Raw genomic sequence first — 25,704 nt, forward strand, 5'->3', positions numbered from 1 at the left:
GCTTCACCTGCAACGCGGACACCAACGCAGCAACCAACGTCGCGGCAGGACAGGGCGGGATTCCCCGCCCCCGGCGCTCAGCCGGTGCCGGAGGGACAACACCGCCCACACGTCGGTCGAGTGTCCGTGAACCTAAGCCCGTATGGGCTGGAATCCCCCTCTTTTAAGAGGGGGAGGATGTCAAGAGGTGTTCGGCTATCCCCACCTACACCGAGATCGCCGGCATGCTCGACCGCAGCCCCGCCTCGGTACGTCAGCTCGCCCACCGGGCCCGCGCCCATGTCCACGCCCGCCGCCCCCGCTACCGCGCCCACCCCCGCGTCCGGCGGGAGGCGACCGAGCGGTTCGTCTCGGCCGCCCTCGGAGGCGACATCCACGCCCTCATGGAGATCCTCGCCCCCGACGTGACCGTCTGGATCGACGGCGGAGGCGTGCGGCAGGCGGCAGGGCTGCGCCCGGTCCACGGCCGGGAGAAGGCCGCCCGCATGCTGGCCGGCTACGCCACACGGCGCGCCGGGGACCTGGACGTCCACTACCGTCGCGTCAACGGCGACGACGCGGCGGTGCTGTTCACGGGTGACTCCCCGTACGCCGTGATGGTCATGGACCTCACCCCGGACGGCGACCAGGTCTCCGGCGTCTACGTCGTCACCAACCCGGCCAAGCTCACCCATGTACGACCGGACGAGGACCCGGCCTCGGACCGCCCTGAGCCCTCTCACGAACAGCGCCCCGGTGAGACCCCGGTTCAGTAGCGCGCCGTGCTCTCCAGCAGCGGCGGATAGACCGTACTGGGCACCCCGTCGACCGTGGCGCCCGCGTACTTGAGCATCGCGCCCATCCGGCCGTTGAGGGAGTGCGGGAAGCCGAGGGCCGGGGCCGAGACCTCGTCCAGTAGCGCTGTCTGCTCCGGTGCCAGGTGTACGTCGAGTGCGGTGACGTTCGCCTCCAGGTGGCCGAGCGTGCGCGGACCGATCAGCGTCGAGGTGACGCCGGGGCGGTTCTGGACCCAGGACAGCGCCACGGCGGCGGGGCTCGCGCCGAGTTCGTCGGCGACGGCGCCGAGGGCCTCGATCACGGCGAACTGGTCGTCGGTGGGCTGCCCGATGACGGCCGACCGCTTGGTATCGCCCGGTGCGGTCCGGCCCCTGCGGTACTTGCCGGACAGATAGCCGTTCTTGAGCGGGCTCCAGGGCAGCAGACCCATCCCCGCGTCCTGGGCGAGGGGGATCAGCTCGCCCTCGATGGTGCGCTCCAGCAGCGAGTACTCCATCACGCCGTCCTACCGATCTGCCCGCCCTCGCGGTCGGCGACGCTTCCGCGGAGCTCGTCGACGCCGCGGTCCGGCTGGTCCGGCTGCTCGACCGGCCCGCTGACATCCCGGTCCTCGCCCCGATGGTCGAACGGGAGATCCTGTGGCGGCTGATCAGCGGCGAGCAGGGCGCGCTGGTCCGGCAGATCGGGCTCGCCGACAGCCGACTGACCCAGATCGGCCGGGCCGTCCGCTTCATCCGTGACCACTTCACCGACCCGCTGCGCATCGAGGACCTCGCCCGGCTCTCCGGGATGAGCGCCTCCCCGTTCCACCGGCACTTCCGGGCGGTCACCGCGATGACCCCGATCCAGTACCAGAAACACATCCGCCTCCAGGAGGCCCGGCTGCGCCTGATGAGCAGTACCGAGGACGTGGCCGACGTCGGCTATGCGGTCGGCTACGACAGCGCCTCCCAGTTCAGCCGCGAGTACCGGCGCCAGTTCGGCCGGCCTCCGGGGGTGGACGCGGCCCGGCTGCGCGGGGCCGACGAGGAAGTCTTCCAGCGCCCGGAGAGTGTCTGAGCCGCGTCTGAGCGCGGCCGCACAGGTCAGTACGCTGGACGGATGCCAGAACACATATCCGAACGGTCTCGGCTGCGGACGCTGCGCGGGGACTGCGCCCGCTGCTTCGGCCTGTGCTGCGTCGCTCTGCCGTTCACCGCCTCGGCCGACTTCGCGGTCAGCAAGCCCGCCGGGAAGCCCTGCCGGAACCTCGGCGGCGACCACCGCTGCGGTATCCATGCCGAGCTGCGGCAGCAGGGGTTCACCGGCTGCACGGTCTACGACTGCTTCGGTGCCGGTCAGCGGGTCTCGCAGGTCACCTTCGGCGGGCAGGACTGGCGGACCGGGTCCGATGAGCACGCCCGCCGGATGTTCGACGCGTTCTCTGTCGTACGGCAGCTGCACGAACTGCTCTGGTACCTCACCGAGGCGCTGGGCCTGCCCGCCGCCCGCCCGGTCCACGGCGAGTTGAGACAGCTGCTGGAGACCACCGAGGAACTCACCGGTCAGACACCCGAGGAACTCGCCGTTCTGGACGTGGCCGCCCACCGGCAGCAGGTCAACGTACTGCTGCTGCGCACCAGCGAACTGGCTCGCGCGGGCGTGCGGGGCCGGAAGCGGGACCGCCGGGGCGCGGACCTGATGGGTGCCCGGCTCAGGGGCGCCGGACTGCGTGGTGCGAGCCTGCGCGGGGCCTGTCTGATCGCCGCGGATCTCACCGGCGCCGACCTGCGGGACACCGACCTGATCGGTGCCGACCTGCGCGACGCCGATCTGACCGGCGCGGACCTCACGGGCGCGTTCTTCCTGACCCAGCCACAGCTCGACTCGGCCCGGGGCGGTGCCGGCACCCGGCTGCCGGAGTCAGTCACCCGCCCCGTGCACTGGACAGCCGTCGCCCGCTGAGGCTGGTGCGTCCTCCGGTACGGTCACCGGCGCCGGGGCGGGACGGCGCCGTTCCAGCCGTAGCCGCAGCCCCTCCGGCATCAGCGTCAGCCGCTCGGTCACCCGCAGCCGGTAGCCGGGGTCGGCCTTCAGGCCGTAGCGGCGCAGCAGCAGGCCGAGGACCAGGGTCGCCTCGTGCAGGGCGAACTGGCGGCCGATGCAGGCCCGCGCACCCGTGCCGAACGGTTTGAAGGCGTGCGGGGCCCGGCCCCGTGCCGCCTTCGGCTCGAAGCGGTCCGGGTCGAAGCTCTCGGCGTCCGGACCCCACACCTGCGGGTCACGGTGCAGCATCGGGGTCAGGACCAGGGCCCAGGCGCCCCGGCGCATCGGATGGTCCCCGGCGAGCACGGTGTCCTGGCGGGCCTCGCGGGCGAAGGCGGGGGCCGTGGGCCACAGCCGCAGCGACTCGTCGAGGACCCGGCGGACGTACCGGAGCTTGGCGACCTGGTCGTAGCCCGGCGCCGGGGTGTCGCCCCAGACGCGGTCGACCTCGGCGGCGGCTCTGGCGGCGATCTCGGGGTGCAGGGAGAGGTAGTGCAGGGCGAAGGAGAGCGCGCCCGAGGTGGTCTCGTGGCCGGCGACCAGGAAGGTGATCACCTGCCGTCGTACGTTCTCGGCGGACAGTCGCTCCCCGGTCTCCGGGTGGGCCGTCTCCAGCATCCGGTCCAGCAGATCGCCCTCCCCGCGGCCGGTCCTGCGCCGCTCGGCGACCAGGTCGTCGACCGTGCGGTTGAGGTGGTCGATGTCGGCCGCGTTGCGCCGCGCGGCCTGCCGCAGCAGCAGCGGGGCCAGCGGTGAGGGCACGCTGTTGAGGCGCTGTGCGTAGGTGAGCGTGCCGACCATCGCGGTCACGAAGGGGTGCGGCCGGTCCCGCTCGAACGAGCCGAAGTCATGCCCGAACCCCGTGCGGGCGATCGTCTCCAGGGTCAGTTTGGTCATGTCCCCGGCCACGTCGACCCAGCGGCCGGCGGCCAGCTCCCGGTCCCAGTGGCCGGTCAGCCGGCCGGCTACCGACAGCATCATCGCGTGATAGCCCTCCATGGCCTCCCGGCTGAAACCCGGGGCCAGGACGTCATGCGCCAGCTGCCAGTTCGGCTCGTGGTTGTACGCCGTGAACAGGCCGTCCCCGGCGATCGGGCGCAGGTTGGCGACCCCCAGGCCCACGTGTTTGGCGAACCGTGACTCGTCGGCCATGTCGGCGGCCGGTCCGGCGCCCCACACGAACACGAACTCGTTGCCGAAAGCCCGGCGCCGGAAGATCGGGCCCAGCTGCCGGGCGAAGCGCATCGAGTCCTGGAGCGGCTTGTGCCGGTCGACGCCCAGGACGTCGCCGAGGAGGGGCAGCCGGTGCGGCGGGTGCGGTATCCGGTGCAGCTCGGGCCAGCCCTGCTCGGCGCTCCGGAACCCCTTCGGCAGCGGGCCGTCCGGCCCCGGCTCCGTCTGCGTGGCCGTCTCCGCCATGACGCGATCTCCCTAGGTACTGCGGCAGGTTGAGCTAGTTGTACGTGGGTTCAATAGGCGGACTCAGTCTCATCCTGTTGTTGAACCAACGTCAAGTAAAGTGCGGGCATGGTCGCGAACCAAGGTGAGCGCAGCCGCCGCAGACTCAGTACCGCGGCACGCCGTGAGCAGCTCCTCTCGGTCGGGGCCAGGCTCTTCTCCGAGAGTCCGTACGACGAGGTGTGGATCGAGCAGGTCGCCGAGATCGCCGGTGTATCCCGGGGTCTGCTGTACCACTATTTCCCCACCAAGCGTGATTTCTTCGCCGCGGTGGTGGAGCGGGAGAGTGAGCGGATGCTGCGGATGACGGCGGCCGAGCCCGGGGTGCCCGCCCGGGAGCAGCTCGCCGCGGGCCTCGACGTCTACCTCGACTACGTCCACACCCACGCGCACGGCTTCCGTGCCTTCCATCGCGCGGAGGCCTCCGGCGACCAGGCCGTGCGCCGTGTGTACCGGCAGGCCCAGGCCGCCCAGGAGCGGCAGATCCTCGCCGCGCTCGCCGCCGACCCCGAGTTCGGTCCCGCTCTCGAACGGCGTCCCGACACCCGGCTGGCGGTGCGCGGCTGGCTCGCCTTCACCACCCATGTCTGCCTGGAGTGGTTGCGTACCGAGGAACTGACGCGGGAGCAGATGCGGGATCTGTGTGCGCGGGCGCTGCTGGGCGTCATCTCCTGAGCGACGCGGTCCCTTTCCTCACCCTGTTCTCACGCACGTGACGCGCTCCGTGCTTGGCGTACTCCACGATCTCCGATAAGTTAGGTGAGGCTTACCTAAGGAGATTTGGGATGGGTGACGAACAGGCAGCCTGTTCGGCCGGGCCCGGCGCGGCCGAACAGGCCCGGTCGCTGCTGGCCACGGCGTGGTCGTGCATGGTGACCGCGGACGGCGGACGCGAGGAGTTCGTCGGCGCGCACTCCGTCGCCGACGACGGCCGGGTGCTGCTGCACGTGCCGGAAGACAGTGCCCTGCTCGCGGCCGCGATCTGTGCCCCGCGCGGCGAGCCGTCCGCGGTGCTGGAGTTCGCCGACGTGGCGCCCGTGCCGGTGCGCAACCGGATCCGGGCCCGGCTGTGGATGGCCGGCTGGTTCGTGCCCACCGACGAGCACCTTGTCTTCCAGCCCACCCGTGTGGTGCTGCGCCGGCCCTCCGGCGCGGTCGTCGTCGACCTCGACGAGTTCGCCGCCGCCCACCCCGACCCGCTGGCCGGCGCCGAGGCCGGACTGCTGACCCACCTCGCCGGCGCCCACCCGGACGCCGTCGAAAGGCTCACCAGGCTGGTCGAGCCCGAGAGCCTGCACGCCGCGACCCGCGTCCAGCCCCTCGCCGTGGACCGGCACGGACTGACCCTGCGCATCGAACGCACCCGCGCCCACGGCGACGTACGGCTGACCTTCCACGCGCCCGCCGACGACATCGCCCAGCTCACCGAACGCGTGCATGTCCTGCTGGCCCAGGCCAGTGCCGCCGCCTCCTGCCCGCGGACCCTACAGCGGCAGCGCGCAGACGGCGACGGGTGACGCGAACGGCGCGCCCGCGAGCCGGAGTTCACCGCCGCGCGGACCGACGGTGAAGACACTCACGGTGCCGGACCGCTGGTTGGACGCGAACAGCAGCCCGCCGTCCGGCGAGAACGCGATCTGCCGGGGAAAGTCCCCTTCCACCGGCACCGTGTCCAGCAGCCGCAGCCGGGCCCCGCCGGCCTCGACCGCGTACCGCGCGAGCGTGTTGTCGCCCCGGTTGGCCAGGTAGGCGTAGGCACCGTCCGCGGTGACCAGGATCTGGGCGGGGTAGTTGGTGGTACCCGCCTTGCTGCCGGTGGACTGTGGATCGCCGATCGAGAGGCGGCCGCCGGCCGGGTCATAGCCGCACACCGCGATCGTGTTGTCCACCTCGTTGGCCAGGTACGCGTACCGCCCGCCCGGATGGAAGGTCAGATGGCGCGGGCCGGCCCCCGGCTTGGTCTGGGCCTGGGCGACCTCGGTGAGCCTGCCCTTCGTGAGGTCGAGACGGTAGCTGTAGACCGTGTCGGTGCCCAGGTCGACGGCGAGGACATGGCCGCCGTCCGGGCTGGTGATGACCTGGTGGGCGTGCGGGCCCTGTTGGCCGGGGCCGGGCGGCGGGCTCGAGTGCGTGACCAGGTCCGTGCGCTCACCGAGGGCGCCCGTGGCCTCGATCGGATGGACGGCCACACTGCCCGAGGTGTAGTTGGCGCTCAGCAGCCAGCGGCCGCTCGGATGCACCGAGAGGTGGCAGGGGCCGGCCCCGCCCGTGCTCCGGCTGCCGAGGATCTTCCGGTCCGCCAGCCGTACGGCGGTCACACCACCGTCCGGGCGCTCGTTCACCGCGTACAGCGTGCGGCCGTTCGGATGGACGGCCAGATACGACGGGTCGGCGACGCCGGTGAGCGTGCCGGTGCCGGTGATCCGACCGCTCTCGGGGGCGTAGGTGGCGAGGCCGATGCCGGTGCCACCGCCGTCCACGGAGGTGTAGGTGCCGAGGTAGAGCGGGCGGGGACCGGCCCGCCGCTTCGTCGGGGACTCGGCCGCCGGGCGCGGTGCCGGGTGCGTCTCCTCGGGCGGTGCCGCCGGTGCCGGGACCGCCACCACCGCCGCCGCGCCGGCGACCGCGCCGACGAACCGGCGCCTGCTCCAGCCGCCGCGCGTCGCTTGCGTACCACTGCCCATGCCCGCACCTCAGGTCGTCGGTCGCCTCGGTCGTCACAGCAACCTTGGCGCGGGCACGTGGTCGAAGGCAAGACGGGCAACGGCCGTTGCAGAAGTTGCAACGACTGTTACCAGTCGCCATCCTCCACCGGCTTGCCGGGCGTGTCCTTCAGGGGGATCACCTGCCCCTGGGACGGCTGCTGCCAGGGCTCCAGGTCGTCACCGAGCCAGTCGCCGACCGGCTTGACCGTCTCCAGGGCGTCCGTGGGGGCGAGATCCTGGGCGTCCTGGTCGTAGTAGTCGTACCAGGGCAGTCCGGCGCGGGTGTACGCCGCCCGGTCCACCGGTGACGGCGGCGGTGCCTCGTCCGTGATGCGGCGCCACTCCGGGGGCGTGACCAGGTGCACGAAGATCCGGCCGGCGGGGCTGTCGGCCCAGTCCCGCAGCGGCCGGTCGTCCTGGTAGACCTCCTGGCGCATCGAGCCGCCGACCCCGAGGCCCATCGCGGCCGAGGTGGCGGGCGGGGCGGCGTCGGGTGCGGCGGCCATCATCGGCAGTGCCGCGCCGTAGCCGCCGGGCGCTCCCGCCGCGGGCGTCCGCTCCCGCCGCAGCCGCTCCTCGTGGCGCCAGTCGGCGAGGGGCCTCTCCTTGAGCGCGAAGGACTGGAGCTGCACTCCGCCCCACACCTCCTCGCCGGTGACCTGCCCTTCCACCGTGGCGCCGAGACCGAGCGGCACCGCCACGAACTGGCGGACTGTGCCCTTCCCCGAGTTGATGCCGTCCAGCCAGGGCTGCCGGGGCAGGCTCAGGTAGTTCTGCGGCTTCCGGGACAGCCGGTCGCGCCACGGCTCGCCGCAGACCGCGCACACCTTGCCGACGCCGACCTGCAGGGCGGCCGGTTCCACCGTGCCCGCGAAGCTCAGCCACATCGCCTCGCGCAGATACACCGGCAGCATCACACCGCCACGCGCCCGCCACCCGGCCGGGACCGTGTCCGGATAGTCGCTGACCCGACGCAGCGGGAACTCGCCGAGCCCCGGCGGCAGCGGATGCGTCCCCGTCTCCGGCAGCCGCAGCGTGCGCACGAAGCGAACCGCCACCCCGCCCGGCAACCGCAGTGTGTTCCCGTCGATCCGTACCGCCGTGTCGGTCATGGGCGTGCTCCCTTCCCCGTTCTGAACTCAGAACGCCCCGCATCACCCGGCCGGTTCCGCAGCAGCCGCTCCGATACGCCGACCCGCTCCCGCAGCCAGGTCAGCCACGGCCGCTTGGCCCGCTGCTCGCCGGAGACGCGGTCCAGCTCCTCCAGCAGACGGCGGGTGCGGTGCTCGGTGTCCAGCTCGTCGAGGAGCCGGTTGACCTCCGTCAGGACGGCTCCCAGGAGCTGCCAGTTCCGGTCGTCGCGGCAGGCCTCGTCCCGGAGCAGGTCGGCGAGCTTGTCGCGGGTGCCGGTCGCGGTGTGCAGCTCGGCGGAGAGCCGGGCCTCGGCCGATTCGGCACTCTCGCTGATACTGGTGGTCACCAGCACCGCGAAGCTCACCACGGCGTCGGCGATCTGGGACAGCAGCTGCTCCACGGCCGCCCCGGTGTCCGGGGCGAACAGCGGTTCGGGTTCGCGGGCCTTGGCCAGGTCGGTGAAGGTGCGGGCCAGCACGCGCAGCACGACCGTGCAGATCTCCAGCGTGTCCAGACCGGTGCGCAGCACCACCCGGTGCAGCAGGCCCTCCTTGACCCGGGGATTGAGCCGCAGACTGTCCTCGGCCTGCCGCAGGGCCGCGTCCACCTCGACGATGGCGTGGTCGAGCCGGCGGGCCTCGTGCAGCCGCTCGGCCGCCTGCCGCCACGGCGTCATCCCCGACGCCTCCTCGCCCATCCGCAGCATCAGCTGCCGCAGCCGGCGGGCCAGGCCCTCGATCGACTCCCCCGCCTCGTCCACCCACACCGGGGGAGGGAGCAGCAGATTGCAGGCCATCCCGACGACCGCGCCGATCAGCGTCTCCACGATCCGCGCCCACGCCGTACTGCTGATGGTCGTGACCCCGAGCACCAGCATGGCGCTGATCGCCACCTCGGGCACGTACTCGTCGACGCGCACCAGACGCCCCACCGCCAGTGAGGCCACGATGAGCAGGGCCAGGCTCCACCAGGTCAGCCCCACCAGCTGGCTGAAGGCGATGGCGACCAGCACACCGGCCACCACCGAGTTGACCCGGCGGAAACCGTTGGTGAGGGTGGCGTACAGGGTCACCTGCACGACCAGCAGCGCGGTCAGCGGGGCGGTCAGCGGTGCCGGTTCCGGGCTGAGACGGAGCGCGAGGACGTAGGCGATCGTGGCCGCGGCGGCCGAGCGCAGCGTCTGGACGACCACCGGGTCCCGACGGCGCCGCAGCAGTTGCGGCAGACCCTTGGTCCACTTACGTACGTCTGGCATCCCTTGGCCTGTTCCCACTCGTGCGTCACGTCGAACGTGTTTTCCACGGATCACTCGGGCGCCGGTGGCTGGATGACCAGGGTGGACTACGGAGGGTTCACCAAGGTCGCGCCCCGGCACCCGCAACCGAACACCAGGCCGACGCGTCTCCTGCTCCCGAGGTGTTGAACGGACGGGCCGGGCGAAAGGGTTGGAACGTTGAACTTCGGTTCGGTGCTGTGCACGGTGGCGGGCCTCGGACTCCTCGGGGTCGCGGTACGTGAAGGCGCGGTGGTACGGCGGCTGCGCCGGCACGGGCTGCACACCTGGGGAGTCGTCGTGGACAACGTGCGCACCAACGACAGCGAGGGGCCGAAGTGGATCCCGGTCATCGCCTTCACGGACCGCTTGGGCTACCGCGTGCAGTTCTCGCCGCGCATGCACGGGTCCGGCATGGGGCTGGCGACGGGACGGCAGGTGGAGGTCGTCTACCTCGCGGCGAACCCACGGATCGCCCGGGTACGCATGTGGCGGCACGTGGTGGGACCACTGGTGTTCCTCATGTTCGGTGGGGCTGTCTTTCTGGGAGCCGGGGTGCTCATCGCCGTGACGAGCTGATGGTCCGCCGCACCCTCACCCGCTTCGGAGCTCCGGAGGGTGCGGGCACCGCCTGCCCGGCCGGGACGGGCGGCCAGACGCCGGTCAGTACGCCCGAGGCGTAGGCGCGGGCGACCAGTTCGGTGCGGTTGGCCGTGCTCCAGCGGGCCGACATGTGGCGCAGACGGTAATGACGCCGTCCTTGCTCAGACCGAGGTCGCGGGCGGAAGCCGCGCCACTACTCGATCTCCTCGTCGCCCGCCGTCGACCCCCACCACGCCGACCTGTGATGATCTCCCTACCGGAGGTTCCCGCCAGCTCCGGCAAGGCCACCTACCGCGGTACCGGCTCCGGCCACCTCGCGACGCTGCGCCCCCGCGACACGCTGTTCGTCCGCGTCCAGCCCTGCCGGGAGGCCTTTCGTGTCGACGGCAGCGCACCGGTCGTCATGATCTCCGCGGGCACGGGCCTGGCCCCCTTCCGGGGCGCCGTCGCCGACCGCACCGCCGCGCTCGCGGCGGGCGCCGAACTCCGTCCCGCCCTCTGCTACTTCGGCTGCGACGCCCCCGGCGCCGACTTCCTGCACGCAGAGGAACTCCGCGGCGCCGAGACCGCCCGAGCCGTGTCGCCGCGCCCGGCCTTCAGCACGGCGGGCACCTTCGTCCAGCACCGCATCGCCGCCGAGGCCGACGAAGTCTGGGCACCGCTCGGCGCCGGAGCCCGGGTGTACGTCTGCGGCGACGCCAGCAGGATGGCCCGGGCGTGCGGGAGGCGTTCCGTACGATGTACCGGGAACGGACGGCCGGCGGAGATGCCGGAGAATGGCTGAACTCCCTGGTGGCGGACGGCCGTTATGTGGAGGATGTGTACGGGGGGGTCCTGATCGGCCCCCTCGGCCGGAGCGCCCCGCAAGGGGCGCGGGGAACCGCGCGACCAATGCCTTTCGGCCGGCAGCCGCGCACAACCCGTGGCCCCACGGTGCTCACGTCTCCTGATGAAAGCCTTAGCTCATAGCGTGAACTAAGGGTTGGGAAAATATCGCTTCCCGCCGCCCGAAGGAGTATGTTGCAGGTCGGGCAGGGTTCGTGAAGGGAGCCACATGGCGGGGCGGAACGGGCGCACGGTACGCGACCTCAGGAGGGCCAACCGCACGGCCGTACTGCAGCGGCTCTATTTCGACGGCCCCCTCAGCCGCTTCGAGCTGGGCCCGGCCACGGGCCTGAGTTCCGGCTCGGTCAGCAACGTGGTCGCCGACCTGGTCGCCGACGGCCTGGTCGAGGAGGCCGGCAGCGTCGACTCCGACGGCGGCCGCCCCCGCACCCTGCTGCGCGTCGCCCCGAACAGCGGTCACATGATCGGCGTCGATGTCGGCGAGACCCGGGTCAGGGTGGAGCTGTTCGACCTCACGCTCACCGAACTCGCCCGCGTCGAGCGCCCGCTGGAGCAGCAGGGCTACGACGTCGAGGTGATCGTCGGCCACATCCGCGACGGCATCGCGGAGGTCCTCGCGACCGAGGGGGCCTCGCCCGAGCTGCTGCTCGGCGTGGGGGTCGGCGTCCCCGGCATCGTGGAGCCCACCGCCGACCGGGGTGCCGTGGTGCACGGCCAGACCATCGGCTGGGACGCCGTCCCGCTGGAGGCCCTGCTCCGCTCCGGCTGCCAACTCCCCGAACAAGTGCGGTACTTCATCGACAACGGCGCCAAGACCCTGGGCCAGGCCGAGATGTGGTTCGGCGCCGGGCGCGGCGCGGACAACGCGGTCGTGGTGCTGTTCGGCTCCGGCGTCGGCGCCTGTCTGGTCACCGCCGAGGTGGAGCACGGCCGGGCCGTCGAGTGGGGCCATCTGACGGTACGGGTGCGGGGCCGCCGCTGCCGCTGTGGCGCGCTCGGCTGCCTGGAGGCGTACGCCGGCGCCGAGTCGCTGCTCGCCCGCTGGCGCGAGGAGGGCGGCCGTCCGGCCGAGGGCACCGACGAGGAGACCGCGCTCACCGCGATGCTCGCCGCCGCCTACCCGCCCGAGGGCACCGAGCCCGACCCGATCGCGCTCGCCGTCCTGGAGGAGACCGCCGAGTACCTGGGCGCCGGCCTCTCCGACCTGATCAACCTCTTCCAGCCGGAGCGGATCCTGATCGGCGGCTGGGCCGGCCTCCAGCTCGGCGCCCGCTTCCTGCCCGCCGTACGCCGGTACGCGACCACGTACGCACTGCGCCACCCCGCCGAGCAGGTCACCATCGACCTGGGCCGGCTCGGCCCGGACGCCGTCACCGTCGGGGCCGCGATCCTGCCCCTCGCCGACTTCTTCAGCCGCGGCGGCCGCCGCGCGGAACCGGCGACCGAGGACCGGCTCCCCGCCTGGCGTACGGCACTGGCGGAGCGGACCCCGCGCTGATCCCGGCCGGGGCGCGCCGGACGTTTCGCAATCTCCCGCCGCGGTACACGCGGGAACGGGACGCCTGGAACGACGCCGCGAGGGGAGTACACCGTGGGAGAGAAGCAGGGCGACAAGCCTGTGCCCCGGGACCTGCAGGACCAGCAGGCCGGCCCGGGTAAGGACCGGTGGGACGCGGCCGAGGGGCCGGACAAGGACCCCGGCGCCGACATCCCCGACACCGACGAGGCCGGCACGGGACCCCGGGGCGCGCCACGCTCGGGCGCGGTACACCCCGAGGATCCGCTGCCCGACGAGCCGTCGGCCTGAGCGCGGGAGGGACAGCCATGACCCTCGCAGACCGACTCCGCTCCTGGCCCGTCTACCGCCAGCTCACCGGCCCCGACCGCACCGGCCGGGGCGCGGCCGCCAAGTCGTCGTACACCGGGAACCTGCGCCCGCGCACCGAGAGCGCCGAGCGCGTGGTGCAGTCGGTGTGCCCGTACTGCGCGGTCGGCTGCGGCCAGCAGGTTTACGTCCGGGACGAGAAGGTCGTCCAGATCGAGGGCGACCCGGCCTCCCCGGTGAGTCGCGGCCGCCTCTGTCCCAAGGGCTCGGCCACCCTCCAGCTCACCACCGGACCCGCCAGGGAACACCAGGTCCTCTACCGGCGGCCGCACGGCACCGGCTGGGAGCCCCTCGACCTGGACACGGCGATGGACATGGTCGCCGAACGCGTGATCCGCACCCGGCGTGAGACCTGGGAATGGGAGTACGAGGGCATGCGCACCGCCCGCACCATGGGCATCGCCAGCCTCGGCGGCGCGACCCTCGACAATGAGGAGAACTACTTCATCAAGAAGCTGCTGACCGGCCTCGGCGTGGTCCAGGTGGAGAACCAGGCCCGGGTCTGCCACAGCTCCACCGTCGCCGGCCTCGGTACCTCCTTCGGGCGCGGCGGCGCCACCACCTTCATGCAGGACCTCCAGCACTCCGACTGCATCGTCATCGAGGGCTCCAACTTCGCCGAGTGCCACCCCGTCGGCTTCCAGTGGGTGATGGAGGCCAAGCTGCGCGGCGCCACGATCATCGACGTCGACCCGCGCTTCAACCGCACCAGCGCCCTCGCCGACCTGTACGTCCCGATCCGCGCGGGCACCGACATCGCCTTCCTCGGCGGGATCATCAACCACGTACTGACCGAGGAGAAGGACTTCCGCGAGTACGTCCTGAAGTACACCAACGCGGCCACCCTGGTCAGCGAGGACTTCCGGGACACCGAGGACCTCGACGGCGTCTTCTCCGGCCTCGACGAGGAGAAGGCCCACTACAACCCCACCAGCTGGCAGTACGAGGGCGTGGAGGTGCAGCAGCCCACGGGCGAGGCCGACGAACAGTACGAGGAGCGCACCCGGAAGGCGGCGGGCGCCGAGGCGCACGGCTCCGGCGGCGCCCGCACCGGACACCGCGCCCCCAGCGACGAGACGCTCCAGCATCCGCGCTGCGTGTACCAGATCCTCAAGCGCCACTACGCCCGCTACACCCCCGAGATGGTCGAGAACGTCTGCGGCATCCCACGTGAGTCCTTCCAGAAGGTCTGCGACGCCCTGACCGCCAACTCCGGGCCCGACCGCACCAGCTCCTTCGTCTACGCCGTGGGCTGGACCCAGCACTCCACCGGCAGCCAGTTCATCCGCGCTGCGAGCGTCCTCCAGTTGCTGCTCGGCAACATCGGACGCCCCGGCGGCGGCATCCAGGCCCTGCGCGGCCACGCTTCCATCCAGGGCTCCAGCGACATCCCGACCCTGTTCAACCTGCTGCCCGGCTACATCCCGATGCCGCACGCCCACGCCGACATGAACCTGGACAACTTCATCGAGGCGAGCCGCACGGTGAAGGGTTTCTGGTCGAACATGCGGTCCTACGTCGTGAGTCTGCTCAAGGCGTACTACGGCGACGCGGCCACCGCCGAGAACGACTTCTGCTTCGACCATGTGCCGCGGCTGACCGGCTCGCACTCCACCTACGACACGGTCATGGCCCAGCTCGACGGCGACTGCAAGGGCTACTTCCTGCTCGGCGAGAACCCGGCCGTGGGCTCCGCCAACACCCGTCTCCAGCGCCTCGGCATGGCCAACCTGGAGTGGCTGGTGGTCCGGGACTTCTCCCTGATCGAGTCGGCGACCTGGTGGCTGGACGGCCCCGAGATCGAGACCGGCGAACTGCGCACCGAGGACATCGGCACCGAGGTGTTCTTCTTCCCGGCCGCCGCCCACACCGAGAAGTCCGGTTCCTTCACCAACACCAACCGCTGGGTGCAGTGGCACCACGCCGCCGTCGAACCCGAGGGCGACGCGCGCAGCGACCTGTGGTTCGTGTACCACCTGGGCCGCCGCATCCGGGAGAAGCTGGCCGGCTCCACCGACCCCATGGACCGGCCGATCCTCGACCTCGCCTGGGACTACCCGGTCAGCGGGGAACACGATGAGCCCGTCGCCGACGCCGTGCTGGCCGAGATCAGCGGCCACGGCCCCGACGGCGGGCCGCTGAGCGCCTACACCGAACTCAAGGAGGACGGCTCCACCCGCTGCGGCTGCTGGATCTACTGCGGTGTCTACGCGGACGGCGTCAACCAGGCCGCCCGCAAGAAGCCCGAGTGGGAGCAGGACTGGGTGGCCGCGGAGTGGGCCTGGGCCTGGCCCGCCAACCGCCGCATCCTGTACAACCGTGCCTCCGCCGCGCCCGACGGCACCCCGTGGAGCGAGCGCAAGAAGTACGTCTGGTGGGACCCGGAGGAGGGGAGGTGGATCGGCCGGGACATCCCGGACTTCGTGCCCGACCGCGCCCCCGATTACGAACCCGACGAGGACGCCGAAGGCGTGGCCGCACTGCGCGGCGACGACCCGTTCATCATGCAGGCCGACGGCAAGGGCTGGCTCTACACCCCGGCCGGCCTGGAGGACGGCCCGATGCCCACCCACTACGAGCCCCAGGACTCCCCGTTCCCCAACGCCCTGTACCCGTCCGTCCCGCGCAACCCGGTGCGCCAGCTGCTGCCCCGTGAGGGCAACCGCTACCACCCGAGCGGAGACGAGAAGGGCGCCGAGGTGTACCCGTACGTCGTCACCACGCACCGCCTCACCGAGCACTTCACGGCGGGTGGCATGAGCCGTTGGTCGGAGTATCTCTCCGAGCTGCAACCGGAGTTCTTCTGCGAGGTCTCGCCCGCCCTGGCCCGCGAACGCGGCCTGGAGAACGGCGGCTGGGCCACGGTCGTCACCGCCCGCAACGCCGTCGAGGCTCGGGTGCTGGTCACGGACCGGATTCGGCCGCTGCGCGTCCAGGGCCGTACCGTCCACCAGATCGGCCTGCCCTTCCACTGGGGACCCAACGGCGTGTCGACCGGCGACGCGGCCAACGAGCTGGTGGCCATCGCCCTCGACCCCAACGCCCACATCCAGGAGGACAAGGCGCTGTCCGCCGACATCCTGCCCGGCCGCCGTCCGCGCGGCCCGGACCTGCCGAAGCTGGTCGCCGAATACCGCAGGCGGGCCGGTATCACCGCGGCCACCGGAACGGAGGTACGCAAGTGAGCGAGGAACGCGTCGGGTTCTTCACCGACACCTCCGTCTGCATCGGCTGCAAGGCCTGCGAGGTCGCTTGCAAGGAGTGGAACGCCCTTCCCGAGGACGGCCTCTCCCTGACCGGCATGTCGTACGACAACACCGAGGCGCTCGGCGCCTCCACCTGGCGGCACGTGGCCTTCATCGAGCAGCCGCGCCCGGACGGCCGCACCGAACTGCCCGTGGTGGACGGCGAGTCCGCGGACACGGGGGCCTCCGACATGCGCTGGCTGATGTCCTCCGACGTGTGCAAGCACTGCACGCACGCCGCCTGTCTGGATGTCTGCCCGACCGGCGCGTTGTTCCGCACCGAGTTCGGCACGGTCGTCGTCCAGGAGGACATCTGCAACGGCTGCGGCTACTGCGTGCCCGCCTGCCCGTACGGCGTCATCGAGCAACGGCCGTCCGACGGGCGGGTGTTCAAATGCACGATGTGCTACGACCGCCTCGGTGCCGGGCAGGAACCGGCCTGCGCCAAGGCCTGCCCGACGGAGTCCATCCAGTTCGGGCCCCTGGACGAACTGCGCGAACGGGCCGCCCTGCGCGTCGACCAGCTGCACGAGCAGGGGGTCACCGACGCCCGGCTGTACGGCCACGATCCTGACGACGGCGTCGGCGGCGACGGCGCGTTCTTCCTCCTGCTGGACGAACCCGAGGTGTACGGGCTGCCCCCCGCTCCCGTGGTCACCACCCGCGATCTGCCCGCCATGTGGAAGCACGCGGGGGTCGCGGCCCTGTCCCTGCTGGGCGGCCTGGCGGCCTGCTTCGCGGTCGACGGCAAGACGTCAAAGGCGGGGCGGACGGGACTGACAGGACTGGCGGGACTGACGAGAGGGAACCGGCGATGAGCGTCACCGACCGTGCAGGACGCAAGCGGCGCGGACGAGGTGAGCAGGCCGTCGTCCCCCGGGCCGAGTTCCAGTCCTACTACGGCCGCCCGGTCATCAAGCCGCCGTCCTGGGCCGCCCCCGACATCGCCGGGTACTTCTTCCTCGGCGGGCTGGCGGGTGCCGGATCGGTTCTCGCGGCGGGCGCGCACCTCACCGGTCGCACGACGAGCGCGACCGCACTGAAGGTGTCCTCGCTGGCCGCCGTCTCCCTGTCGGCCGCCGCGCTCGTCCACGACCTGGGCAAGCCGAGCCGGTTCGCCAACATGCTGCGGGTGTTCAAGCCGACCTCACCGATGAGCATGGGGTCCTGGCTGCTCAGTGCCTACGGGCCTGCGGCGGGTGCGGCCGCCGCGAGCGCCGTGACCGGCCGGTTGCCGCGGCTCGGGGGCGCGGCAACCGGCGCCGCGGCGCTGCTCGGGCCGGCGGTCGCCACATACACCGGGGTGCTGGCCGCCGACACCGCCGTACCGGCCTGGCACGGCGCCCACCGTGAACTGCCCTATCTGTTCGGTGCCTCGGCTTCGGCCGCGGCGGCCGGAATGGCCCTGGTGACCGGACCCACGCACGAGAACGTACCCGCGCGCTGTGCCGCCGGGCTGGCGGCGCTGGCGGACGCGGCGGCGGAGCGGGCAGCGGAACGGCGGCTGGGCATGGTCGCCGAGACCTGGCGGGAAGGACGGGCCGGCACCCTGCTGCGGGCCGCGCGGTACCTCACCGCGGCCGGCGCCCTGGGAGCCGTCGCTCTCGGTGGCCGCCGGGCGCCCGCGGTCGCCTCGGGACTCGCCCTCCTCGCCGGCTCTGCGTGCACACGCTTCGGCGTGTTCGCGGCGGGCGTGGCGTCGGCGGAGGACCCGAAGTACACGGTGGTCCCGCAGCGGGAGCGGATCGAGAACGAGAAGAGCGAGTAGGTAGTGCGGCTCAGCCGCGAGTCGTGACGGGGGAGTCGTGACGGGGGGCGGGGACGGCGGTCAGCCGACCTTGCGGCCGTGCATCGGCTCCGTCGCCGTCCCCGCGCCCTCGCGCATGCCCTCCAGGAACTCCCGCAGAACCTCGGTCGAGGTGCGGCGCGGTCGCCAGCCCAGTTCCTCGCGAGCCCGGGTGCAGTCCATCAGGGGCAGCCGCAGCACCGCGTCGAAAAGGTGCGGGGAGGCGGGCAGCAGGTGCAGCCCCCAGGCCGCGGCGATCGCCGACCGGGCCGCCGTGCGCGGCAGCCGGACCGGACGGCCACCGAACTGCTCGGCCAGCACCTTCGCGTCCAGGGGCGGATCGGCGGCCAGGTTGAAGGCGCCGCGGACCTGGGTCGCCACAGCCAGCCGGAAGGCCTCGGCCGCGTCGTCGGTGTGCAGCGTCTGCACCCGCAGCCCGGGCACGTCCGGCAGGAAGTGCAGCAGCTCGGGCCGGGCCAGCGGGCCCGGCAGCAGCCGCCCGCCGAAGATGCGGCGCTGTTCACTCGCCGACTCCCGCTTGAACAGGAAGGCCGGGCGCATCCGCACCACCCGGACGTCCGGATGGTCGCGTTCGAAGATGTCCAGGGTCCGTTCCAGGTAGGCCTTCTCCCGGCAGTAGGCGGCGTCCGGCCAGCCGTGCGTCGGCCAGGACTCGTCCACCGCCCGGTCCTTGGGGCCCGGCGCGTACGCGCCGACCGAGGAGGCGTGCACCAGCACCGGCACCCCGGCCGCCGCCACCGCCTCGAACACCCGGATACCACCGAGCACATTGGTGCGCCAGGTCCGCGCCGGGTCCCGCGTCGGCTGGAACGCCCACGCGAGATGAACCACCGCGTCGGCGCCCGCGAACAGCTCGGCCAGCGGGGCCTGCTCGGAGGCGATGTCGGCCGCCGCCCACTCCGTCTTCGCCGGTGTCCAGTCCGGCGTCCGCCGGGCCAGCCCCAGGATCGACCCGACCTCCGGATCCTCGCCGAGCGCGCGCAGCACACTCGTACCGACGTTTCCGGTGGCTCCCGTGACGACGACCTTGCGTCCCGCTGAGGTGTTCACCTTCGGCTCCTCTCGCCGGCGGTCACCGCCCGGGTACCCGGGCGCCCGGTGGGCACACCGCCCGGGGCGGCCACGCCACCGGAGACAACCGACCCGGGCGTCAGCGCGCCGGAAGGACGAGGGCCGCAGGAATTCCGCAGGCCGGTGCCGACCCGGCTGCCGTCCACGCCGGCAACGAGCTCTGCACCGACGCGGGAGCGTGGCGAGGCACGCGGCGGCAGGAGCGCTGCCGTGCGTCACGCGAACGCGTTCACGCCCGTCAGCTCCGCCGAGAGGTCCCAGAGCCGGGCGGCCTGCTCGGGGTCGATCGCCCAGGCCTGCACGCCGGTCGGCTCGCCCTCCACGGCGGGCTCGGCGATGTCGCAGTCCTCCAGGTACACCCCGCCCATGGCCGCCAGCTGCGGGGAGGTGGCCGCCCAGGTCTGGGTGGCCGCACCCTGCTCGGGCGTCTTGAGGCCCTGGAAGTCCAGCATGTTGCCCTGCTCGTCCATCCAGCCGCGCTCGATCTTCTCCTCGCGGGGGATGTGCCGCTGGAGCGGGGTCATGATGCCGCCGGGGTGCAGGGAGAAGGCCCGTACGCCAGAGGCCTGGCCGAGCCGGTCCAGGTGCACGGCGAACAGCACGTTCGCGGTCTTGGCCTGGCCGTACGCCTGCCACTTGTCGTAGCCCTGCCGCCACTGGACGTCGTCCCAGCGGATCCCGGAGAAGTGATGGGCGCGCGAGGAGACCGACACGACCCGGGCGCCACCGGGCTCGATGGCCGGCCAGAGCCGGTTGACGAGGGCGAAGTGCCCGAGGTGGTTGGTGGCGAACTGGGCCTCCCAGCCGGCCCCGACCCGGGTCTCGGGGCAGGCCATGATCCCCGCGCTGTCGATCACGAAGTCGACGGTCCGGCCCGAGGCCAGGAACCGCTCGGCGAAGCCGCGCACGCTGTCCAGGTCACCGAGGTCCAGCTCGTCCACCTCGACCCGGTCCAGGCCGGCCAGCGCCTCCCGGGCGGCCTGAACGCGTCGCGCGGGGACGACGACGTGGGCGCCCGCCTTGGTCAGCGCCGTGGTGGTCTCCAGGCCCAGCCCGGAGTAGCCGCCGGTGACGATCGCGAGCCGGCCAGCGAGGTCGAGGCCCGCCAGGACGTCGTCGGCCGTGCTGTCCGCGCCGAAACCGGAACCGATCTTGTGTTGAGGAGTCTTGGTGTTCATGACTTGAACGCTACGAATTGGAGTGCGCTCGAAGTCAAGCGGGAATCCGGGCCGCTCGAACCGCGCCCCGAACGGCTCCGGACAGTGGAAAGCCCCGGCCGCGACGGGGGATTCGCGGCCGGGGCGGTCAGGTGGTGGGCACGGATGGCGGTCGCCTCTCGGCGAAAGGCTCCACAGGGCTTCAGCCGAACGATCGTCCCTGTGGGCAAAAGGTGAGGCCCGGGGACACTGTCCCATCCGCACCCACAGATGATTCAACGGACAACCACCCCGCGGTGTTCCGGACCCTGACGTGATCCGAGTCACCCGGCCCCGGTCCAGGCCAGCAGCCGCTCGGCCGGCCAGGTGTTCACCACGCGCTCGGCGGGCACCCCGCACTCCTCGGCCCGGGCGCAGCCGAGGATCTGCCAGTCCAGCTGGCCGGGCGCGTGGGCGTCGGTGTCGATCGAGAACAGCACACCAGCCTCGACGGCCCGGCGCAGCAGCCGCCGGGGCGGGTCCAGACGCTCCGGGCGGCTGTTGATCTCCACGGCGGTTCCGGCCTCGGCACACGCGGCGAACACCTCGTCCGCGTCGAACTCGGACTCCGGCCGCCCCCGCCCCGTGATCAGCCGGCCGGTGCAGTGGCCCAGCACGTCCGCGCGCGGATCGCGTACGGCGGTGACCATGCGCCGGGTCATCGAGCGGGCGTCCATCCGCAGCTTGGAGTGGACCGAGACGACGACCACGTCCAGCCGCTCCAGCAGCTCCGGCTCCTGGTCCAGCGAGCCGTCCTCCAGGATGTCGCACTCGATGCCGGTGAGCAGCCGGAACGGCGCCCAGGAGGCGTTGAGGTCGGCCACCACCGCCAGCTGTTCGCGCAGCCGCTCCGGGGACAGCCCGCGCGCCACCGTGAGCCGGGGGGAGTGGTCCGTGAGCGCCGCCCACTCGTGGCCCAGCGCGGCCGCGGTGCGCCCCATCTCCTCGATCGGGCTGCCGCCGTCGGACCAGTCCGAGTGCAGATGGCAGTCCCCGCGCAGCAGCGCCCGCAGCCTGGACCCGGGGCCCGTCGGAGGCTCACCCGCCTCCTGCTCGAGCTTGCGCAAATATCCGGGCACATCTCCGGCCAGCGACTCCCGGACCACCTGGGCCGTTTTCGGGCCCACGCCCGGCAGCGATTCGAGGGTGCCGGCCCGGGCCCGCTCGGCGACCTCGTCGGCGGGCAGGGCGGCCAGGACCCGTGCGGCGGTGCGGAAGGCGCGGACCCGGTAGCTCGGTGCGAGCGACCGTTCCAGCAGGAAGGCGATCCGTTCCAGCGCCTCGACGGGTTCCATGGCCACCTCCACCGTCAGGGTGACTCAGGCAAGTCACTTCCGCCCGGGGAGATCTACCCTCGATTGCATGACCGAGATAGCGAGCCCGTTCATCTCCCAGCCGCGGATCCTGGTGCTCGGGGTCATGGCCGGCAGGCCGGGCGCCCCGCCCTTCCGCATTGTGGAGATCGACGGTCAGGTGGTCGGTGAGGCGAGGGGCATCATCGATGTGCTGGAGGTCGCCGCGGCCTACGGGATCACGGTCCACGACCTCGACGACCCGTCCGTGGTCTGCTGGGTGGGCGGGGACAAGTTCACCTGGGCGCCCCGCCGCTAGGGCCTGTTCGGCGGATCATGCCGGCGCCGTTTCTTGCAGTCGGCCTGATCCGCCGGACAGGCCCCTGGTCAGCAAGCCCTGCTCTCAGCCGATCGTCCACTTCTGGTTGGCGCCGCCCGAGCAGGTCCAGATCTGCAGCCGGGTGCCGTTGGCCGAGTTGTTGCCGGTGACGTCCAGGCACTTGTTCGCCTGGGGGTTCACGATGTCGTTCGCCGACGAGACGGCCCACTTCTGGGCGGCGCTGCCGTTGCAGTCGTAGAGCTGGACCGTCGTGCCGTCCGCCGTGCCGCCGCTGGTGACGTCCAGGCACTTGCCCAGCGCGCGGAGGGTGCCGTCGCTGCCGACCGTCCACTGCTGGGCGGCGCTGCCGTTGCAGTCGTAGAGCTGGACGGGGGTGCCGTTGGCGGAGTTCGCCCCGGCCACGTCCGCGCACTTGCCGGCCAGGCCCTTGATCGCGACGCCGGCCGCCGTGTCACTCGTCGTCACCGACACCGAGTCCACGAGCAGCTGTGCCGGGAACGCCGTGGAGCTGTTGGGGTCGCCCGGCCAGTAGCCGCCGACGGCCAGGTTCAGGATCAGGAAGAACGGCTTGTTGAACGCCCAGGTGTTGCCGCCCACGTCGGCGGGCGTGCGCGTCTGGTAGACGTTCCCGTCGACCGACCAGGTGATCGAGTTGGGTGCCCAGTCGACCGCGAAGGTGTGGTAGGCGTCCGCGAAGGCCTGACCGTTCGGCAGCGTGTAGCCCGCGCCTATCCCGGCCGAGCCGGAGTAGCCGGGGCCGTGGATGGTGCCGTGCACGGTCGAGGGCTCGAAGCCGACGTTCTCCATCACGTCGATCTCGCCGGAGTTCGGCCAGCCGACCTGCCCGATGTCGTTGCCGAGCATCCAGAACGCGGGCCACATGCCCTGCCCGCGCGGAATCTTCATCCTGGCCTCGACATGCCCGTACTGGGCGGTGAACTTCCCGGCGGTGTTCATCCGGGCCGAGGTGTACTGACAGGTGCCGTACCAGCACTGGTAGTTGGCGGGGTTCTCCTTCTTGGCCGTGATGACCAGGTGACCCTGGCCGTCGAGGGCCGCGTTGTTGGTGCCCGACGTGTAGTACTGCCGCTCGTGGTTGTTGACGTTGTCGCCGGTCTCCAGGGTCCACTTCGAGGAGTTGACCGCCGAACCGGCGGGGCCGTCGAAGGTGTCGGAGAAGGTCACGGCGGCCGCGCCCGCGGCGGCGGCCTCGGCCTGATGCGCGGGACCGACCGCGACGGACCCGACGAGGGCGGCGGACAGGGCGGCGAACAGGCAACTGCGGAGCAGTCGTGGGGAGGTCACGGCTCTTCCTTCCGTACGGCGGCCGGGCGCGGGAGGCGTTCGGCCGAGGTGGGGGGTGAAGGCGTCGCCTGTTGATTTAAGGAGTGAGATAAGTGTGAGGTCAATACCTTGGTACGGACCAGTACCGGACGATCTCGGTCGCCGGACCGTCGGGCTCGCCCGCCGTCACGCCTTGCGCTTGCGCGCGTGCACCGCCCGCCCGAGCCGCCGGCCCAGCAGCAGCCAACCGATCAGCGCTCCCGCGGTGTTGAGGATGACGTCGTCCACGTCGAAGGCCCGGCCGGTGACCAGCGCGCCCTGCGCCATCTCCACCAGCAGCATGACGATCGCGGTGAGCGCCAGCACCCGCAGGACGCCCCGGGCGCTGGGCGCGAGGACCGGCACGAGGATGCCGAAGGGGAGGCCGAGCAGGACGTTCCCGCCGATCTGTTTGACGGCGTCACGGAACGCGGGCTGGTCGAGATAGATCTTGAGGGTGGCGCCCGGGTGCAGATTGGTGTGGGCGATCGACACGGACGCCGGTGACGGGTCGAGGGTCAGCCGGGCCAGGACGACGGCGAACGCCACCATCACGGCGAAGGCACAGGTCATGGCCAGCAGCCGCAGCGGAAGGGGAAGCGGGCGGCGCTCGACGCCGGCCTTGGCGGAGGCGCCGTTCCTGGCGGAGCCTTTCGGCTTCGCGCCGCTGCTCTTCTTGCCGGCGCTCTTCTTTCCGGTGCCGCCCGCCTTGGCGGTGGCACCCTTCTTCGTGCCGGCGTCCGGCTTGGCGGTACGGAGCTTGACGACGCGTGCGGCCCTGGTGAACACCCCGGCCTTCCTGTCGGGCCCCCCGCCTCCCTTCGTCCCCTCGTTCTTGTCGTTCTTGACGATGCGCAGACGCGAGGCGGCGCTGACCATTGGTCCTCCACTCTTAACCTTCCGGGGCGCTAAGCCAGTTACCCGCGAATCGTGCGGGGATGCCGAACTCCCGGCGGCGGCCGGAACGCGCCGGTGGTTTCCCCTCGCGCTCCCTGGGCACTCCGGGTCCGTTCCGCGTGCCGCCGCTGAGGGCGGTGGCTGCGGTGCTTGGATGCCAGAAGCGGCGAAACGGACATCACGCCGCACGGTGACCGGAGGAGGCGGCGTATGACCGGGCGTACGGCGCTCGTCGCTGCGGCCGAACTGCTGACCTGGTGGGTCGGACTGGCCCTGCTCTGGCTGGTGTTCATCGGCACCGTCGACACCCTGGAACGGATCGTCGGCGCGAGCGCGGCGGCCGTCGGCGCCCTTGTGGCCCGCGCCGGCCGACGGGCGGTGACCTGGCGGTGAACGGCTGGATCCTGGCGGCGACCGTGCTGCTGGGCGGGGGAGCGGGCACGGCCCTGTGGGCGGTCGCCACCGGCCCGCTCAGCCGCCGGGTTGTCGCCCAGAACCTCGCCACCTCGGCGGTCTGCCCCACCCTGCTGCTGCTCTCCCAGGGCTACGGCCGTACGTCCTACGTCGATCTCGCGCTGATCCTGGCGCTGCTGGGCCCGGTCGGCACCCTGGTCTTCGCCCGGCTGCTCGCGGACGACCTGGAGGGCGATCGGCCCAGCGCCTGGGGCCTGACCTGGACGGCGGCCGGAGTCGGAGCGGTGGTCGTGCTCGTGCTGTGCGCGGTGACCGGACCCGGTCGGGCGATGGTGAAACTGCTGGTGGTCGGGGCGCTGCTGATCGGCGGGAACCTGGTCGCCTCACGGGCACTGTCCGGCGGGCTGCGGGGGGTGCGCGGTGGCTGACGCGGTGATCGTCGTCGCACTGCTGCTCACGGCCGCCTCGGCGACCGTGGCCGTGGCGACCCGCGACCCGGCACGCCAGGCCCTGGTCCTGTCCCTGCTCGGTCTCTTCCTCGGTGCCGTGTTCACCGTGCTCCAGGCCCCCGACGTCGGCCTCTCACAGCTCGCCGTCGGCTCCGCGCTCACCCCGCTGCTGATCATGCTGTCGGTCCGCAAGGTCAAGCGGCGCGGCAAGGAGGGGGACAGGTGACCCGGCGCCTGCGGCTGTGGCTGCTGGCCGTCGGCGGCGCGGCGCTCGCCGCACTGCTGGTCGCCGCCTGCCTCGACCTGCCGTCCTTCGGCGGCCGCAGCCACCCCTACGGTGAACGCGCCGTCCGAGCCTCCCTGGCCCGGCACACCGCCAACGTCATCGCCTCCGTCAACTTCGACCAGCGCGCCTACGACACCCTCGGCGAGATGAGCATCCTCTTCGCCGCCGTGCTCGGCTGCGTGGTCCTGCTGCGCCAGACCAGCGACGAGCACCGGGCCCGCCCGCAGCCCGCCGAAGTCGCCCGGCCCGTTCGCCGGTACGCCCTGCTGGTGCTCCCCGTCGCCCTGGTCACCGGCCTGTACATCATCGCGCACGGCCAGCTCAGCCCCGGCGGCGGCTTCCAGGGCGGGGTCGTCGCCGCGACCGCCCTGCACCTGCTCTACCTCGGTGCCGACTACCGGGCCCTGGAACGCGTCCGCCCCATCGGTGCCTTCGAGGTCGCCGACTCCCTCGCCGCCTGCGCCTACCTGGTCCTGGGCCTCTCCGGGGTGCTGGCCGGCACCGGGTTCCTCGCCAACACACTGCTGCCGTACGGCACGTTCAACACGCTGTCCTCCGGCGGCCTGGTCCCCCTGCTGAACGCGGCCATCGGCATGGAGGTGGCGAGCGCGGTCGTGGTGCTGCTCGCCCGCTTCCTCGACCAGGCCGTGGAGATCGAGGAGGAGAACGGGAGTTGAG

24 protein-coding genes and 4 pseudogenes are annotated in these 25,704 nt (G+C 72.1%); 17 read left to right on the forward strand and 11 right to left on the reverse strand.

The genetic code is table 11. The features are described 5' to 3' along the window. Positions 1–184: 184 nt before the first annotated feature. Positions 185–755, forward strand: a pseudogene (locus ABZ396_RS37045) (nuclear transport factor 2 family protein); the annotation flags it as partial. On the opposite strand, the gene ABZ396_RS37050 reads toward ABZ396_RS37045, so the two are convergent. Beyond that, complete coding sequence (locus ABZ396_RS37050) at positions 749–1,273, reverse strand: aldo/keto reductase (RefSeq protein WP_358926814.1); 525 nt, start codon at positions 1,271–1,273, stop codon at positions 749–751. The pseudogene ABZ396_RS37045 and the gene ABZ396_RS37050 sit on opposite strands and share 7 nt — an antisense overlap. Positions 1,274–1,299: 26 nt before the next feature. Here ABZ396_RS37050 and ABZ396_RS37055 point away from each other — a divergent pair. Continuing rightward, positions 1,300–1,836: pseudogene (locus ABZ396_RS37055) on the forward strand (AraC family transcriptional regulator); the annotation flags it as partial. 42 nt (positions 1,837–1,878) lie between these two features. Continuing rightward, a complete protein-coding gene (locus ABZ396_RS37060; RefSeq protein ID WP_358926813.1) occupies positions 1,879–2,721 on the forward strand; it encodes a pentapeptide repeat-containing protein in 843 nt (280 codons plus the stop codon). On the opposite strand, the gene ABZ396_RS37065 is transcribed toward ABZ396_RS37060, so the two are convergent. Further along, positions 2,680–4,221 (reverse strand): cytochrome P450, encoded by a 1,542-nt coding sequence (locus tag ABZ396_RS37065; RefSeq protein WP_358926812.1) that lies wholly within the window; start codon positions 4,219–4,221, stop codon positions 2,680–2,682. The genes ABZ396_RS37060 and ABZ396_RS37065 overlap by 42 nt on opposite strands. A 108-nt stretch (positions 4,222–4,329) precedes the next feature. On the opposite strand from ABZ396_RS37065, the gene ABZ396_RS37070 reads away from it, so the two are divergent. Beyond that, positions 4,330–4,935, forward strand: a complete 606-nt coding sequence (locus tag ABZ396_RS37070) for a TetR/AcrR family transcriptional regulator (RefSeq protein WP_358926811.1) — start codon at positions 4,330–4,332, stop codon at positions 4,933–4,935. A gap of 110 nt (positions 4,936–5,045) precedes the next feature. Then, on the forward strand, positions 5,046–5,777 hold the full coding sequence (locus tag ABZ396_RS37075; protein WP_358926810.1) for a DUF2470 domain-containing protein: 732 nt from the start codon (positions 5,046–5,048) through the stop codon (positions 5,775–5,777). On the opposite strand, the gene ABZ396_RS37080 is transcribed toward ABZ396_RS37075, so the two are convergent. The 3 genes from ABZ396_RS37080 to ABZ396_RS37090 all read right to left on the reverse strand — a co-directional run bounded on the left by ABZ396_RS37080 (position 5,745) and on the right by ABZ396_RS37090 (position 9,354). Continuing rightward, complete coding sequence (locus ABZ396_RS37080) at positions 5,745–6,944, reverse strand: lactonase family protein (RefSeq protein ID WP_358926809.1); 1,200 nt, start codon at positions 6,942–6,944, stop codon at positions 5,745–5,747. The two genes, ABZ396_RS37075 and ABZ396_RS37080, sit on opposite strands and share 33 nt — an antisense overlap. A 107-nt stretch (positions 6,945–7,051) precedes the next feature. After that, positions 7,052–8,077: a hypothetical protein gene (locus ABZ396_RS37085; protein ID WP_358926808.1), complete on the reverse strand. Its 1,026-nt coding sequence runs from the start codon at positions 8,075–8,077 to the stop codon at positions 7,052–7,054. Beyond that, positions 8,074–9,354 carry an FUSC family protein gene (locus tag ABZ396_RS37090; RefSeq protein WP_358926807.1) on the reverse strand — a complete coding sequence of 427 codons (1,281 nt, stop codon included), beginning with the start codon at positions 9,352–9,354 and terminating at the stop codon, positions 8,074–8,076. Before ABZ396_RS37090 ends, ABZ396_RS37085 begins: the two co-directional genes overlap by 4 nt. 198 nt (positions 9,355–9,552) lie before the next feature. Between ABZ396_RS37090 and ABZ396_RS37095 the strand changes: the two genes are divergently transcribed. Beyond that, positions 9,553–9,951, forward strand: a complete 399-nt coding sequence (locus tag ABZ396_RS37095) for a DUF3592 domain-containing protein (RefSeq protein WP_358926806.1) — start codon at positions 9,553–9,555, stop codon at positions 9,949–9,951. Here ABZ396_RS37095 and ABZ396_RS37100 read toward each other — a convergent pair. Continuing rightward, a pseudogene (locus ABZ396_RS37100) lies at positions 9,932–10,173 on the reverse strand (hypothetical protein); the annotation flags it as partial. The gene ABZ396_RS37095 and the pseudogene ABZ396_RS37100 sit on opposite strands and share 20 nt — an antisense overlap. Here ABZ396_RS37100 and ABZ396_RS37105 point away from each other — a divergent pair. The 6 genes and pseudogenes from ABZ396_RS37105 to nrfD all read left to right on the forward strand — a co-directional run. Next, positions 10,158–10,800 (forward strand): annotated as a pseudogene (locus tag ABZ396_RS37105) (reductase); the annotation flags it as partial. The pseudogenes ABZ396_RS37100 and ABZ396_RS37105 sit on opposite strands and share 16 nt — an antisense overlap. A 229-nt stretch (positions 10,801–11,029) precedes the next feature. Beyond that, a complete protein-coding gene (locus ABZ396_RS37110; protein ID WP_358926805.1) occupies positions 11,030–12,319 on the forward strand; it encodes an ROK family transcriptional regulator in 1,290 nt (429 codons plus the stop codon). Positions 12,320–12,412: 93 nt separating this feature from the next. Further along, positions 12,413–12,628, forward strand: a complete 216-nt coding sequence (locus tag ABZ396_RS37115) for a hypothetical protein (RefSeq protein ID WP_358926804.1) — start codon at positions 12,413–12,415, stop codon at positions 12,626–12,628. Between the two features lie 17 nt (positions 12,629–12,645). Next, the gene (fdh, locus tag ABZ396_RS37120) at positions 12,646–15,891 is read left to right on the forward strand and encodes a formate dehydrogenase (protein WP_358926803.1); all 3,246 of its coding nucleotides are present in this window, start codon (positions 12,646–12,648) and stop codon (positions 15,889–15,891) included. Next, positions 15,888–16,769 (forward strand): 4Fe-4S dicluster domain-containing protein, encoded by an 882-nt coding sequence (locus tag ABZ396_RS37125; protein ID WP_358926802.1) that lies wholly within the window; start codon positions 15,888–15,890, stop codon positions 16,767–16,769. Before fdh ends, ABZ396_RS37125 begins: the two co-directional genes overlap by 4 nt. After that, complete coding sequence (gene nrfD / locus ABZ396_RS37130; protein ID WP_359186828.1) at positions 16,766–17,719, forward strand: NrfD/PsrC family molybdoenzyme membrane anchor subunit; 954 nt, start codon at positions 16,766–16,768, stop codon at positions 17,717–17,719. Before ABZ396_RS37125 ends, nrfD begins: the two co-directional genes overlap by 4 nt. A gap of 60 nt (positions 17,720–17,779) precedes the next feature. Here the strand turns inward: nrfD and ABZ396_RS37135 are convergent, their stop codons facing one another. From ABZ396_RS37135 to ABZ396_RS37145, 3 genes are all read right to left on the reverse strand, one after another. Then, the gene (locus ABZ396_RS37135; RefSeq protein WP_358926430.1) at positions 17,780–18,808 is read right to left on the reverse strand and encodes an SDR family oxidoreductase; all 1,029 of its coding nucleotides are present in this window, start codon (positions 18,806–18,808) and stop codon (positions 17,780–17,782) included. Between the two features lie 236 nt (positions 18,809–19,044). Further along, entirely contained in the window at positions 19,045–20,007 is a 963-nt protein-coding gene (locus ABZ396_RS37140) for an SDR family NAD(P)-dependent oxidoreductase (RefSeq protein WP_358926429.1), read from the reverse strand. A gap of 302 nt (positions 20,008–20,309) precedes the next feature. Next, positions 20,310–21,320: a PHP domain-containing protein gene (locus ABZ396_RS37145; protein WP_358926428.1), complete on the reverse strand. Its 1,011-nt coding sequence runs from the start codon at positions 21,318–21,320 to the stop codon at positions 20,310–20,312. A 67-nt stretch (positions 21,321–21,387) separates the two neighbouring features. On the opposite strand from ABZ396_RS37145, the gene ABZ396_RS37150 reads away from it, so the two are divergent. Then, positions 21,388–21,636 (forward strand): hypothetical protein, encoded by a 249-nt coding sequence (locus tag ABZ396_RS37150; RefSeq protein WP_358926427.1) that lies wholly within the window; start codon positions 21,388–21,390, stop codon positions 21,634–21,636. 84 nt (positions 21,637–21,720) lie between these two features. Here ABZ396_RS37150 and ABZ396_RS37155 read toward each other — a convergent pair whose 3' ends face one another. Both ABZ396_RS37155 and ABZ396_RS37160 read right to left on the reverse strand, forming a co-directional pair. Further along, complete coding sequence (locus ABZ396_RS37155) at positions 21,721–22,962, reverse strand: family 16 glycosylhydrolase (RefSeq protein WP_358926426.1); 1,242 nt, start codon at positions 22,960–22,962, stop codon at positions 21,721–21,723. Positions 22,963–23,127: 165 nt separating this feature from the next. After that, positions 23,128–23,553, reverse strand: coding sequence for a VanZ family protein (locus tag ABZ396_RS37160; RefSeq protein ID WP_358926431.1), 426 nt, complete (start codon positions 23,551–23,553; stop codon positions 23,128–23,130). Positions 23,554–24,087: 534 nt separating this feature from the next. Here ABZ396_RS37160 and ABZ396_RS37165 point away from each other — a divergent pair. Genes ABZ396_RS37165 through mbhE form a run of 4 tightly spaced genes read left to right on the forward strand, consistent with a single transcriptional unit; the run spans position 24,088 to position 25,703 of the window. Further along, the gene (locus tag ABZ396_RS37165) at positions 24,088–24,270 is read left to right on the forward strand and encodes a hypothetical protein (RefSeq protein WP_358926425.1); all 183 of its coding nucleotides are present in this window, start codon (positions 24,088–24,090) and stop codon (positions 24,268–24,270) included. Further along, positions 24,267–24,719, forward strand: coding sequence for a monovalent cation/H+ antiporter complex subunit F (locus ABZ396_RS37170; RefSeq protein ID WP_358926424.1), 453 nt, complete (start codon positions 24,267–24,269; stop codon positions 24,717–24,719). The genes ABZ396_RS37165 and ABZ396_RS37170 overlap by 4 nt, the downstream gene beginning before the upstream one ends. Beyond that, complete coding sequence (locus ABZ396_RS37175) at positions 24,712–24,966, forward strand: hydrogenase subunit MbhD domain-containing protein (RefSeq protein ID WP_358926423.1); 255 nt, start codon at positions 24,712–24,714, stop codon at positions 24,964–24,966. The genes ABZ396_RS37170 and ABZ396_RS37175 overlap by 8 nt, the downstream gene beginning before the upstream one ends. Continuing rightward, entirely contained in the window at positions 24,963–25,703 is a 741-nt protein-coding gene (gene mbhE, locus ABZ396_RS37180) for a hydrogen gas-evolving membrane-bound hydrogenase subunit E (protein ID WP_358926422.1), read from the forward strand. Before ABZ396_RS37175 ends, mbhE begins: the two co-directional genes overlap by 4 nt. Position 25,704: the final 1 nt, after the last annotated feature.

The organism is Streptomyces sp. NPDC005866 (genome assembly GCF_040629895.1).
Taxonomy (GTDB): domain Bacteria; phylum Actinomycetota; class Actinomycetes; order Streptomycetales; family Streptomycetaceae; genus Streptomyces.